At 67.2% G+C, this 11,968-nt stretch carries 16 protein-coding genes and 2 pseudogenes; 8 read left to right on the top strand and 10 right to left on the bottom strand.

Annotated features, from left to right (window positions below):
* Positions 1–263 precede the first annotated feature (263 nt).
* From B133_RS23320 to B133_RS0110575, 5 genes are all read right to left on the bottom strand, one after another.
* A complete protein-coding gene (locus B133_RS23320; RefSeq protein ID WP_018600948.1) occupies positions 264–2,414 on the bottom strand; it encodes an AAA family ATPase in 2,151 nt (716 codons plus the stop codon).
* A 106-nt stretch (positions 2,415–2,520) separates the two neighbouring features.
* Positions 2,521–3,114 carry a hypothetical protein gene (locus B133_RS0110595; protein WP_018600946.1) on the bottom strand — a complete coding sequence of 198 codons (594 nt, stop codon included), beginning with the start codon at positions 3,112–3,114 and terminating at the stop codon, positions 2,521–2,523.
* Complete coding sequence (locus B133_RS0110590) at positions 3,114–3,302, bottom strand: excisionase family DNA-binding protein (RefSeq protein ID WP_018600944.1); 189 nt, start codon at positions 3,300–3,302, stop codon at positions 3,114–3,116. Before B133_RS0110590 ends, B133_RS0110595 begins: the two co-directional genes overlap by 1 nt.
* A 215-nt stretch (positions 3,303–3,517) precedes the next feature.
* Positions 3,518–3,925 carry a hypothetical protein gene (locus B133_RS0110585; RefSeq protein ID WP_018600943.1) on the bottom strand — a complete coding sequence of 136 codons (408 nt, stop codon included), beginning with the start codon at positions 3,923–3,925 and terminating at the stop codon, positions 3,518–3,520.
* A 163-nt stretch (positions 3,926–4,088) separates the two neighbouring features.
* Entirely contained in the window at positions 4,089–4,442 is a 354-nt protein-coding gene (locus B133_RS0110575) for an Rv2640c family ArsR-like transcriptional regulator (RefSeq protein WP_018600942.1), read from the bottom strand.
* A gap of 101 nt (positions 4,443–4,543) precedes the next feature.
* On the opposite strand from B133_RS0110575, the gene B133_RS0110570 reads away from it, so the two are divergent.
* Entirely contained in the window at positions 4,544–4,972 is a 429-nt protein-coding gene (locus tag B133_RS0110570; protein WP_018600941.1) for an ArsI/CadI family heavy metal resistance metalloenzyme, read from the top strand.
* Positions 4,969–6,455, top strand: a pseudogene (arsB, locus tag B133_RS0110565) (ACR3 family arsenite efflux transporter). The gene B133_RS0110570 and the pseudogene arsB overlap by 4 nt, the downstream one beginning before the upstream one ends.
* 37 nt (positions 6,456–6,492) lie before the next feature.
* Here arsB and B133_RS24625 read toward each other — a convergent pair.
* The 3 genes from B133_RS24625 to B133_RS0110545 are packed head-to-tail and all read right to left on the bottom strand — an operon-like array spanning position 6,493 to position 7,960.
* Positions 6,493–7,401 carry a VOC family protein gene (locus B133_RS24625; RefSeq protein WP_018600937.1) on the bottom strand — a complete coding sequence of 303 codons (909 nt, stop codon included), beginning with the start codon at positions 7,399–7,401 and terminating at the stop codon, positions 6,493–6,495.
* Positions 7,398–7,772: a hypothetical protein gene (locus B133_RS0110550; RefSeq protein ID WP_018600936.1), complete on the bottom strand. Its 375-nt coding sequence runs from the start codon at positions 7,770–7,772 to the stop codon at positions 7,398–7,400. The genes B133_RS24625 and B133_RS0110550 overlap by 4 nt, the downstream gene beginning before the upstream one ends.
* Positions 7,769–7,960, bottom strand: a complete 192-nt coding sequence (locus B133_RS0110545) for a hypothetical protein (RefSeq protein WP_018600935.1) — start codon at positions 7,958–7,960, stop codon at positions 7,769–7,771. Before B133_RS0110545 ends, B133_RS0110550 begins: the two co-directional genes overlap by 4 nt.
* Before the next feature lie 196 nt (positions 7,961–8,156).
* Between B133_RS0110545 and B133_RS0110540 the strand changes: the two genes are divergently transcribed.
* Genes B133_RS0110540 through B133_RS0110515 form a run of 6 tightly spaced genes read left to right on the top strand, consistent with a single transcriptional unit; the run spans position 8,157 to position 10,940 of the window.
* The gene (locus B133_RS0110540; RefSeq protein ID WP_018600934.1) at positions 8,157–8,426 is read left to right on the top strand and encodes a hypothetical protein; all 270 of its coding nucleotides are present in this window, start codon (positions 8,157–8,159) and stop codon (positions 8,424–8,426) included.
* Positions 8,426–9,493 carry a hypothetical protein gene (locus tag B133_RS0110535; RefSeq protein ID WP_018600933.1) on the top strand — a complete coding sequence of 356 codons (1,068 nt, stop codon included), beginning with the start codon at positions 8,426–8,428 and terminating at the stop codon, positions 9,491–9,493. Before B133_RS0110540 ends, B133_RS0110535 begins: the two co-directional genes overlap by 1 nt.
* Complete coding sequence (locus B133_RS0110530) at positions 9,490–10,032, top strand: hypothetical protein (RefSeq protein WP_018600932.1); 543 nt, start codon at positions 9,490–9,492, stop codon at positions 10,030–10,032. The genes B133_RS0110535 and B133_RS0110530 overlap by 4 nt, the downstream gene beginning before the upstream one ends.
* Before the next feature lie 7 nt (positions 10,033–10,039).
* On the top strand, positions 10,040–10,240 hold the full coding sequence (locus B133_RS0110525; RefSeq protein ID WP_018600931.1) for a DUF4926 domain-containing protein: 201 nt from the start codon (positions 10,040–10,042) through the stop codon (positions 10,238–10,240).
* Complete coding sequence (locus B133_RS0110520; protein WP_018600930.1) at positions 10,237–10,629, top strand: hypothetical protein; 393 nt, start codon at positions 10,237–10,239, stop codon at positions 10,627–10,629. The genes B133_RS0110525 and B133_RS0110520 overlap by 4 nt, the downstream gene beginning before the upstream one ends.
* Positions 10,626–10,940 (top strand): hypothetical protein, encoded by a 315-nt coding sequence (locus B133_RS0110515; protein WP_018600929.1) that lies wholly within the window; start codon positions 10,626–10,628, stop codon positions 10,938–10,940. The genes B133_RS0110520 and B133_RS0110515 overlap by 4 nt, the downstream gene beginning before the upstream one ends.
* Before the next feature lie 77 nt (positions 10,941–11,017).
* On the opposite strand, the gene B133_RS24620 is transcribed toward B133_RS0110515, so the two are convergent.
* Together B133_RS24620 and B133_RS24885 are read right to left on the bottom strand one after the other, a co-directional pair.
* A complete protein-coding gene (locus B133_RS24620; RefSeq protein ID WP_018600927.1) occupies positions 11,018–11,254 on the bottom strand; it encodes a helix-turn-helix domain-containing protein in 237 nt (78 codons plus the stop codon).
* 300 nt (positions 11,255–11,554) lie between these two features.
* Positions 11,555–11,794, bottom strand: a pseudogene (locus B133_RS24885) (hypothetical protein); the annotation flags it as partial.
* Positions 11,795–11,968 lie beyond the last annotated feature (174 nt).

The following is an 11,968-nucleotide window of genomic DNA, read 5'->3' as shown; positions in this document are numbered from 1 at the left end:
AATCGGCGGAGTACCAGGTGGCGTCTCGGCGGATCGGCGGCGGTCTGTTTCTGATTTTCTTCAGCAGGGGGTCACGGAAGCCCCCTCTAAAGGGGGGCTTCCGCGTGACCCCCGAGCGCGTGAGGCGTGCGTGACCCTCCGTGAGGGGTTGCGTGAGGCTGTAACCTGCGCATTCACGGAGGGCGTGAGGGTGCGTGAGGTGAAACGTGAGGTCGCCCGCCGAAAACGTGCGTGAGGGGGTCCGTGACCCTATTTGTCCGGATTCACGTCGAGATGAACATCGAGGCGCTGCCGATGATCGCCTCCGTGACGGTGCCCTCTTCGGCCAGCTTCTTGAGCTTGCGTCGCGCCTTCTCCACCTGTGCCGGGGAAGGGCGCTCCATGTCGTACAGCGCTGCGGCGGCGGCCTTCGCGCTTACCCCACCGGGCTGGCGGCACAGCCCGAGAAGATCGACGGACTCGTGGATCGTCATCTTTCCGGTGACGTTGTCGTGGTTGATATCGAAGGGTCCGACTTCGTTCGCGGGCTGCTTGAGGTGGTACATCCGGACCACAGGGTCGCCGGGCTCACCGCCGAGATGGATCACGGAACCCACCCCTGAGGTGATCCACACGCTGCCGTACAGCTTCTCGATCATCGGCGCTGAGGTGTCGTTCGCCTTCCGGTCGTGGTGGAGTTCCAGCACCTCGACACCCGCGGCGAGTGCGGTCTGCCGCGCCCGATTCCATCCGGCGCCCACCTCATCGCTGGACAGGCCGAGTGCCGCGTCCTTGAGGGAATCCACGATCACCACGGTGGCGCGGGCCTTCTCCGCCATGGCCAGGAGGCGGTCGGGGTGCGCGGCGAGATCCTCGGGCGGCGGGCCTTTCCAGATCACCAGGTGCCGGTCGATGGTCTCTTGGTCGAGGTGCTTGAGCTGCCGGCGGAGGGCGCGGGCGATCTGCTTCGGGCGATCCATGGCCAGGTACAGGATTCGGTCGATCTTCTTGATCGGGTAGCCCAGGAACTCCATTCCTCCGGTGATCATGCCGAGCACCAGGTTCCCGGCGAGCGTGGACTTGCCGACGCCCTGCGATCCGGCGACGATCGTCGCCTCACCCTCCGCCCAGTAGACATCTTCGCCGGACCCCCAGATAGCCGGAGTGGTTTCCGGGATGCCGTGAATGAACGCGCCGCCGCCGACGTACCGGTCGCCTGACGTCTCGGGTTCGCGTACGCGCTCCCACGCCGACTTCGCGTCCCGTGCTGTCGGAGCGAGGTCGCGGATCAGGAGGTCAAGAAGGGTCAGGCGCCCGCTGAGAGCGGCGTCGACGGCTTCGTCGCGATCGGCACGGGTCATGCGCATCGCGGCGATTACTTCGCCACCGGCTGTGTCCGGGTCGGGGATCCGGTCCAGGTACGGCGTGAGAGTTCGCCGGAGTTCCGTCTTCTCCGCGTGCCGCTTGATGGTCGCCGCTGCGAACACATCGTCGGGATCCCTCTTCAGCGCTGCCTGGGCGTCCTCCAGTTCAGCGCCCTCCAGGTCGGACTCGCTGAACGGCACGTTGGTGGGTGCCGGACCGACCGGCCGATTCGCAGCGGGCGGAACCGTACCCGCCGCGGGAGCCGGAGCACCGACGTTGCCGATCGGTGGGACACTGCCGGGAGCCGGAGCGGCACCCGGCGCAGGCGGCACGGTGAACGCCGCTGGACCGCCGAGATTGCCGATCGGCGGAACCCCTGACGTCGCGGGAGCCGGAGCACCAACGTTGCCGATCGGTGGAATCCCTGACGCCGCAGCGGGCTTCGAAGCACCCGTTCCGGCTGCCGCGGGCCGGGTGCGACCGCACGTCCCGCAGCGGGGCACCGGCCGCCCACTGTCGAGGAGGATCGGCAGGTACCGCCGAGGCGTACGTGCAGGGGGCATCTGATCACGCAGCCGTGCGGCGAGATCTCCGTCGAGGCCGCGGGCGTCAAGCTCCGCTGCGAGAGCCAGCCGCCGCTCGATCCGCTCGATACCAGCCGCCGTGTACGTGGCCTCCGCCTCCCGTTCAGCGGCCACCGCCGTGAGCGCTTCGACGGCCGGGATGCCGCGCAGGGCACCTGCGAGCACCTCCGGCGGCACCGACACGCTGGCCGCACCGTCGGGGACGACCACACCGAGGTGGCGGGTGAGGCGAGGATCCAGTTCGGCGTCACCGCGGGCCTTGCCACAGCTGTTCGGGTTGTGCAGGGTGACCGGCGCTCCGCCGAACCAACCGTCATCGGCAGAGTGCCGATGCTCGGCACAGCCGCACTTGGCGATGCCACTCTGCCAGAGGCCCACCGCGGCGATGTCGCCCCACGGGATCGACGTTGCGGTGTTGTCCGCGTTGGGGTTCGGGGTCGGCGCGGACGCGCCGACAGTTGCATCGGTCGGATTCTGTGCGACCATGGGATAGGCCTTCCTTCGCGGAGGTTCCGTCTTGTCAGGGGCGGTTGGCATTGAAAGTCCCGGGTTCCGACACCCGGGCTTTCGCCGTTTCTGGGGGTTGTTCAGGTCAGGTGGTGACGAGGAAGTCGGCGTTGTCGCTCTCCTCGATGGTCTTGACCAGGGTCTGGATCACGATCGGCCCCCAGTTCGCGTCGATCCAGTCGACTACCTGCTGGACCGGGATCTTGGTTCCCTTGAAGCCACCCACCAGGTTCGTGTAGCTGGGTGGAAGTCCCCTCAAGTCGATCGGTACGGCTCCGTCGCGCATCTCCTGGTAGGCCCGTACCCGGGCGATGCTGTTGGCGTGCTCGACGCCGCCCGTCTCGCGCAGATAGTTCTCGATCTCCTTGAAGCCGCGGGTCGACGACGTGTCCAGCACCTGGAGGAGCACCCGTCCGAGGTCGCGGTCCCAGAGCCTGTTGGTGTCGAGGATCAGACCTGGCAGGTCGCCCCAGCTGCGGGCCTCGAACTCGCGGATCGAGCGCAGCGGGATCGTGGAGGCGTCGGTGCCCCATAGATCCCAGATCAGGCCCTGCCGGCGCAGCGCGTCAACGGTGCCGCTCGGGACACCGAGACGTTCGTCGGCACGATCCACGTTGATGCGAGCGTTGCTGCTGTGGGCGCCGTCCTTTTCCCAGTGGCGCGAGTACAGGTTGTTCATCAGACCACCACCATGGCGCCCGCGAGGTAGGCGTCGAGGTCTTCGCGCCGGATCTTGAACCGGCGGCCCACCCGCAGCGCGGGCAGCTCGCCGCGGTGAATCATGTTGCGGACGGCCTGACCGGTTACCCCGAGCTCCAGACCGGCGGCGGGCGGCTCGACGTAAGCCGTGTTCATGATCTTGTCCATGTGTCACTCCTTTGCTGAGTTGGTATCTCCAGCTGTAGCACACGAATTCACGATCCAGCCCCTCGTTCGCACCCGTGACCCACCCCACGCCCGACGCCGAATTACGTTGAACCCCAAAGTGATAACGCGACGATTCTCCAAAACAGAGACAGCGGACACCCCGAACACAGCTGTGCCCCACCCGGAAGGGCAGGGGCACAGTCACTCTCGCGGGATCAGACCTCCCAGTCGCTCGGAACCGCAACCACACCCGACCGCAGATACAGGCCCTGATCCGGTTCATCGGCAACGTCGCAGCGGCAGACGCTCCCGCCGCTGACCGGGCAGTCGGGGCCGTGGCACACGCACCAGCAGCCGATCTCGGGGTGCGGTCCGTCTCCGTGGCAGGGCATCTGCTCGTTCCCGTCCGGGGTCACCTCGCCGGCGACGCAGCAGATCGGCACATCCTCATGCCCGCACTCACACGGGTCCGCCTGCCTGCAGCGATCAGCCGCGACCGCAGCCTTGATCGCGTCCCGAGCCGTGCGAAGCAGCCGTTCCGCGACCATGACTTCAAGCAGGTCCGGTTCCAGCTCCACGAACGCGTCGAGCAGCCGGTGCATCTCCGCGATCAGGTCACTCATCGCGGTGCCGCTCCTCGTCGCTGTACTCGTCACCCTGGTCGTGGATCTGCTCGTCGTCGTACGGATTCGTCATGCCGCAGCTGTACCCCCGCGGCGTCCACCGCGGGGGTGCGCGGCGCGAGATCTTCAGGGTTTCAAGGAGATCGGCCCGTTCACCCCGCCGTCAGCAGCAGTTGGGGTCCAGCACACGGCACAGCGCGGTGAGTGCGTCGCGGCGCGGGGTGTGGTGCACGCTCATCCCGCGGCGGTCCGAGGTGACGAACCCGGCGGTGCGGAGCTGCCCGAGGTGGTGGCTGACCGTGGACTCAGCGAGATCGACCGCGGCCGCCAGCGACCCGGTGGTGCACGGCTCGCCGCACGTGAACAACAGGGACAGCAGCTTCACTCGGACGGGATCGGCGAGAGCCTTCAAGCGCATGGCCACGTCCAGGGCGGCGGCGTCATCGGCCGGCGCCGCGGCGACCGGGGAGCAGCACACCGGGTCGGTCATGTCGATCACGGGCAGGGCCTTGGGCATGGTCCGATACTACGCACCCCGTTGACATATGTCGAAAAGGTGGGTAGAACGGTCCCGTCAACGGTTTCGATATACGTCTCAAAGCTCGGGAGGTCGTCATCATGTCCCGCATCCAGCTCGCCCTCAACGTCGACGATCTCGACGGGTCGATCGGGTTCTACACCAAGCTGTTCGGCACCGAACCCGCCAAGGTCAAGCCCGGCTACGCCAACTTCGCGATCGCCGATCCGCCGCTGAAACTGGTGTTGATCGAGAACCCCGGTCACGGCGGTACCCTCAACCATCTCGGCGTGGAAGTCGAGTCCAGCGCCACCGTGCACGCCGAGATCGTCCGCCTCACTGACGCCGGGATGTTCACCGAGGAGGAGATCGGCACCACCTGCTGCTTCGCGACGCAAGACAAGGTGTGGGTGACCGGTCCGGGCGGTGAGCGGTGGGAGGTCTACACCGTGCTCGCCGACGCCGAAACCTTCGGTGCCGCTCCGAATCTGCTCACCGGCGACGACACCGTCTGCTGCGGTCCGCAGTGACCGCATCGACCTCTGCGAGTCACCAACCGGTCGTCGCGAAGCTCTCCACCCTGGATCGGTTCCTGCCGGTGTGGATCGGCGCGGCCATGCTGGTCGGGCTGCTGCTGGGCCGGTGGATACCGGGTCTGAACACCGCGCTGGAAAGCGTTCAGATCGACGGGATTTCGCTGCCTATCGCCCTGGGCTTGTTGATCATGATGTATCCGGTCCTGGCGAAGGTGCGCTATGACCGCCTCGACACGGTCACCGGCGACCGCAAGCTGATGATCGCCTCGCTGCTGCTGAACTGGGTGCTCGGACCGGCGTTGATGTTCGCCCTGGCCTGGTTGCTGCTGCCGGATCTGCCCGAGTACCGCACCGGGCTGATCATCGTGGGGTTGGCCCGCTGCATCGCCATGGTGATCATCTGGAACGACCTGGCCTGCGGGGACCGCGAAGCCGCCGCCGTGCTCGTCGCGTTGAACTCGATCTTCCAGGTCATCATGTTCGCCGTGTTGGGCTGGTTCTACCTCTCGGTGCTACCCGGCTGGCTGCACCTACCGCAGACCACCATCACCACCTCACCCTGGCAGATCGCCAAATCCGTGCTCATCTTCCTCGGCATCCCCTTGGCCGCCGGCTACCTCTCGCGCCGCATCGGGGACAAGACCAAGGGCCGCGGCTGGTATGAGTCGAAGGTCTTGCCGCGCATCGGGCCGTGGGCGCTCTACGGGTTGCTGTTCACCATCGTGATTCTCTTTGCGCTGCAAGGCGATCAGATCACCAACCGGCCCTTCGACGTTGCCCGCATCGCGCTGCCGCTGCTGGCATATTTCGCCATCATGTGGGGCGGGGGTTACCTGCTGGGCATGGTGCTGGACCTCGGCTACGAGCGGACCACCACCCTGGCGTTCACCGCGGCGGGCAACAACTTCGAACTGGCCATCGCCGTGGCGATCGCCACCTACGGTGCCACCTCCGGCCAAGCGCTGGCCGGGGTGGTCGGCCCGCTGATCGAAGTACCCGTCCTGGTGGCCCTCGTCTACGTGTCCTTGGGCCTGCGCTCCCGCTTCACTCCGAAGGAATCATGATGTCCAAGCCCTCCGTCCTGTTCGTGTGCGTACACAACGCCGGCCGCTCACAGATGGCCGCGGGGTTCCTGACCGCGCTCGGCGGCGACCGGGTGGAGGTCCGCTCCGCCGGCAGCGCGCCCGCCGACACCATCAACCCCTCCGTCGTGCGAGCGATGGCCGAGGTCGGCATCGACATCGCCGACCAGAAGCCGAAGATCCTCACCCCCGACGCCGTCGAGGCATCTGACGTGGTGATCACCATGGGTTGCGGTGACGCCTGCCCCTTCTTCCCGGGTGTGCGGTACCTCAACTGGGAGCTGCCCGACCCCGCCGGTCGGGGAGTCGATGCCGTCCGCCCCATCCGCGATGAGATCGAGCAGCGGATCCGGGGCCTGCTGGCCGAACTCGGCGTGGACGAGCAGCGGCGGTAATCGCACGCCGAGCGACTGATCGACGGAAGCGGCGGGATCAGTCCTCTGGTACCGGCTTCCCCTCCGCCAGGTACAAGCCCCGCTCGTACTCGCTCACCGGCAACGGCTTCCCGATCAGCTCCTGTGCCCGCCGCCTGTTCGCGGTGGCCTCTTCGGCGGTGAGCTCCACGAACCGCAGACCCATCGGCTCCGTCAACCGGTCGTAGCTCGCGGACCCCATCAGCACCACGGTGTTACCCGCCGGGTCGCTGCACCACCACCCGCCAGACGTGTGCGGTTCCGGGAGCGCGTACGCCTCGTCCGCCAGCCGCTGGATCGCCTGCCGGACGTGCGGGCCGCGGAACTCCAACCTTGTCACGGTCGCCGGCCGCGACACCGCGGGGTGGACCTCGATCGTCAGGCCGGTGGCGTACGAACTGATCACGTAGTACTCCGGTTGGGCGTCGTTCTGTTTCCGCACCGGTTCGACATCGAGGATCGCCCCGTAGAACGCCGCGGCCCGGTCCAGCGTCGGTGGCGGGATGTACAGCACGACCAGGGACAGGCGCAGCGGCGATGCTGTCGACTCCCGGATCCGTTTCTTCTCCTCGTCGCTGGGCTCTTCCCAGGCAACGTCGCTCGCGCCATCCCAGCCGCGTGGGCGCAGGTACACGGTGTTGTCGCAGCCATTGAGATCGACTGCCTGGGTTCCGTCGAGCGCCACTTCGTAGCGGCCTAGCTCCCGCAACCGATCCGCCGCCGCGTGATCAACTGTCACGGTCAGATCGACGTACCGGCTGATCGTCTCCGCGACGGACGCTGTGGTGATCACGATCGCGGGACCGGTCGCCGGTGTGACACGCCATCGACCACCGCCGAGGTCCTCCGCCGGACGGTTGAAGATGACCGACCAGAACGCCGCGCTGGAGCCCCCGTCATTGGAGACCAGACGTATCTCCGTGATCACCGCGGTGCTCGCTGCACGTTGATCTCCAGTTCGCCGACCCGGATCAGAGCGTGCGCAGGATCCGGATCACCGACTGGCCACGGCTCAGCGGTGTACCCCACCGCCGAGACCCGCTCGATCGCTGCGGCCAGCTCCACAGCGCCGGGCACGTGGAACTCGATCAGCGCGGGGACGGCGGGGTCACCACCCATCACCTGGATGTTGATCCCACCACTGATGATCTCGTAGCGATCCATCGTGATGCGGTCCCGCCGGCGCATCGGCACGGTGGTCGGCCTGGTCTCGGTGAGTGCGGCGAGGACGGCGACGGTGTCGGCGACGTGCTCAGGCTCGGTGAAGATCATGATCCTGGACAGGGTGGCGGCGTTCATGCGGCATCTCCCATCGATGAGGTCTCGGCGACGATCAGGATCAGATGACGTTCGCCGGGGGTCGGTACCTCGGCGCCAGCGGAGGTGATCACGACCGGGGCGTCGAACATCATGCTCAAGAACTCCGCCGCCGCGGCGATGCTCGCGGTGCTGGCGCGGATGACGGGGCGGGTGTCGGTGGTGTGCATGTCCGAATCGTGCCACGCGGGTGCGACATCGGATACACCGAAAAGAATTGCTGCTCAAGCACTTCCGGTGAAGATGCATCGTCCTTCGGGATCGCCGCAGGTCCGTCGAGTTCTGCATGCTCCGATGCACATGCACCAGATCGTGCATCGGAGAAATCGCTCGCGACATGTCGGACGGGACCGCCACACTGACGGCATGAACGACAACGCGGAGATGCGCATCATCGAGGCCGTGCCGGTCCCGCAGGCGGGCTTGGTGTGGATCCGCTGCTCCGACGACAGCACAGCGGAGATCGCCACCGGGCCAGTCGCCACGGTGGGGGAGCTCATGGAACGGCTGAGGTACATCCCCGCGGACACCCCGCTGTTGACGTCCGGCTACGAGGCCGGGTTCACCGGTATCGCGGCGCTGACGATCACCGAGGACCAGGGCTGCGCAGTAGTGCTGTTGCGGGAGGGCCGCTGATGCCGATCGATTCACCCAGCGACGAGCACCGTCACCGCCGCGCTTCCGATCTTCGCGAGCGAGCAGCTCTCGTCCGCCGTGACGGCTGGTCCGACTACGAGTCCGTCTGGTCCAGCGGCGAGGTTCTCGGTGTCCGCGCGGTCCTCGGTGAACCCGGCGCCGAAGACGAAGCCGTGCAGCTGTGGGCACCGACGCTGTGGGGACTGGCTGAGGCCGAAGCAGACGCCGCGAACGGCTACGCGCGGACCCGGGCGTGGCTCATGGCGCTCCGCGAACCCGAGGAGCTGACCGACACCGAGAAGGCGCAGCAGCGTGCCGCCCGCGCGGCGTCCGGTGACCTGCGCGCCGCAATGGACAGCGGCGACCTTGACGAGCGTCACGCGGCGTTCGGTCAGCTGATGCAAACGCTGAGCAACATGGACCCCGACGCGACCCGCGACAAGCTCCACGTCCCGGATGATGCCGGTGAGTACCGCGAGGCCCTCATCGCGATCATGCGGCGCATCCCGCCGGACTGGGGACGGTGGATCAGCTGCGACAAGGGCTGGTATCCGATCATCTGCCAGCTCGACGCTGACCTCGCGGCGGTCGATCCGGTCTACGAGTTGCGGCAGGTGAAGGAGAAGTTCGCCGGCTTGCGGTACTACTTCCACACTGAGGTCGACGGCGCCCGTGACCGCATGCGCGCACTGGTGCGGGAAGCCGAAACCCGGTGCTCAGCAACGTGCGAACTCTGCGGGCAGCCCGGCAGTCAGCACGCCAACCGACGCCGGTGGCTCAAGACGCTGTGCCCGTCCTGCGCCACCGCAGAGGGATACGAGCGGATCGGCGAACTGGTGAACGACTTGACGCCGGAACACCGCGGCGTGTGGAGTGTCGCCTGCTACGGAGACGACGCCGCCAGCATCTGGGACATGAACCACGCAGAGGTGACGATCGACGGCACCCGCCACCGTGACGCGACGGTGCTGGCGCTACCGAGTGTGCAGCGGGCGTGGCGGGTGCGGTTGGCCGATGGCACCGAGGTGGAGTCGGGTCTGGTTGCTGCGATCAAGCGGGTGCGATGAGCGTCGGCAGGGGCTGGGCCCAGATCGAGGCGGACCTCCGCGCCGAGTTGGCGGCGATCGGCGTCACCCACGTGTCCACGTACGAGAAGTACGGCTGGATGCGGGCCGAGGTGAGCCCGTGGACCCCGCAGGCGCAGGCGATCTGCGACCGGGCCGAGGAACGGTCAGCGACCGTATGCGAGGTCTGCGGAGTCAGTCCGGCGGAGCGGCACCGGCGCCCTAATGGCTGGATCAAGACCCTCTGCGGCAGGCACGCCTCAAGTCCGCTCGTGCGGTACCGCCCGGGCTGGCAGCAGCGTGTCGATCAGCTGGTGGATGAGCTGGCCGAGGTCGATCCCGGTGCCCGGGTGCAGATGGTGTCGGCGAGTCGGCTTGGGCCGCAGGCGGTGTTCACAACCACGACGGACGCGGGCAGAGACGCCGTGTTCGCCGCGCTGAACGAGCTGCGGAGCACCTGTGGCGGGTGCGGACGCGTGCAGGAAAACGAGACCGAGTGGCGGGCGGAGTTCTGGTGCGCCGCGTGCAAGAAGAGGAAGTGAGGAGCGGATGTTCCGTGAGCTCGACCCGGTGACGCTGGCAACCGACGTCCCAGCGGAGGGCCTGACCGCGGGCGCCCGCGGCGTGATCGTCCACGTTCACCCAGGCGGCCGCGATTTCGAGGTGGAGGTCTTCGATGCGGATGGGACCACGGTCGCCGTGGCGACCCTCAACGAGGACGACCTCCAGTCCCGGAAGGGCCAGCCGTGACTGACAACGTGCATCGGCACCTGCCCCAGGACCTGCGCGACACCGAGGTGGTCGAGGTCAGGGTGATCCGCCACGGTCTGGTGTGGGTTCGGCACCGCGACGGCACCTGCGCCACGCACATTTTCCAGCCGGAGGAGTTCCACGACGACTTCATCTCCCTGCGTGACCCGGTGGTGTTCGCGACTGCCGCGGTGATCGACGGGACGCTGGCATGGGATCTCGGCGATGAGCTGGTGTACGACGTGGCCGCAGATGGGCTGTGGCTGCATGCGCGCGGGTTCTGCGACGGGTCGCACGACCTCTCGGCGGTGGTGATCCGGGACGGTGGCGTGATCGGGCTGGAGTGGGCGGAACCCGCCGCCGGAACGGAGCCGGAGGAGAGCTCGTGACCGACACTGACATCGACACCGACACCGAAGAGCGGTGGCCGCACATATGGCCGGCGTGCCCCTGGCCCGGGTGGGCGCAGCTCTACGCACGGATGATCCGAGACGTCCGTGAGCTGGATCCCGAGTTGGTCGTGGCCGACTTCGAGCCCGGCTCGATCAATCCGGGGGCCACGGCGTCGTCGCTGTCGCCGGCCGCAGCGGACAAGGTGTTCGACAGGATCGACGAGGCGGAGGAGTTGGCCGGCCGCACTTGCGTGGTGTGCGGGGGAACCGGTGACGGGTGGCCGCCGCTCTGCGGGCAGCACGGGTGACCGACCCGGAGACGGAACAAGCCCGGCAGCCGATTCGGCTGCCGGGCTTGACGCAGTTGAGGGACCGAACGCGTTGGTTACGCCGCGCCTTTCCTCTGCTTGTCGGGCCGCACCGGCTCACCGATATTCTCCAGGTCGACGACCGCGACGCGAAGGCCACCGCTCGGCATCTTGCGAGCGGCCAAGTGCCCGTTGGTGATCCACCTACGGACGGTCCAGTGGCTGACGTCCATCAGTTGTGCAGCGTGTTCGACGCTGACGAAGGAGGGGGCGATGCCGCCAACGGTGAGGGCTGTGAGATCGAGCTTGGACAACGGAGTGGCTCCTGCAGGTGCGCAGTGAGCCGGACTTACCTCGGCAGTCCCGTCCGTGGCGGGAGTCGAGCGCTATCCAGCGGGTTCGGCACGTGCCTGTGGCGCTCCGGGGAGCGACGGCCGCGCACGGACTCGCGGCCTGCCTCGATTGTGCAGGATTGGTGCGACACCCTCTACCGAGGCGGCCGCCAGGCCTTCGGCGTGTCGAAGCTGCGTGTGGGGCACGGGTGGGGCACGCGGGAGTGGGTCTCATCGGTTGCGAGTCATCTACCTGCACAGACATCCGCACTTGGGTCTGCGTCAGCTGCATGTTGTGAGCGCTTCGTAGCTAAGGCGTGGGCCAGGGGAAACATCCCCTGGCCCGCTTCTTTTCCAGGGTGTCGGTCTGGCAGCTTTGCGCTCGTATGCAGGTTTGGGCGCGGAAGACGGCGCGTAGCTGTGTGTAGATCGAAGATCTTTGCCCTTCGGAAAGAACTGGCGCAGAAGGCCGTTGGTGTTAGCGTGAATGCCTCGGCGCCATGACCGCACGGAAGATGGATCGGGCACACCGCTCGGCTGGTTCGGTCGACCTGCCCGCGCTCGCGCAGCGTGGCGATGCGCTGTTGTTCCAACAGCGACAAATCCGTGACGAGCTCCCGCTTAGGTGATGTGGCGAGAACTGAGCCTTTACGGGAACGGTGTGCAGCACAGGTGTTCCTGCAAAGGGGTTGGCCG

Source organism: Mycobacterium sp. 155, assembly GCF_000373905.1.
GTDB lineage: Bacteria > Actinomycetota > Actinomycetes > Mycobacteriales > Mycobacteriaceae > Mycobacterium.
This window is presented reverse-complemented; position numbering and strand designations above follow the sequence as displayed.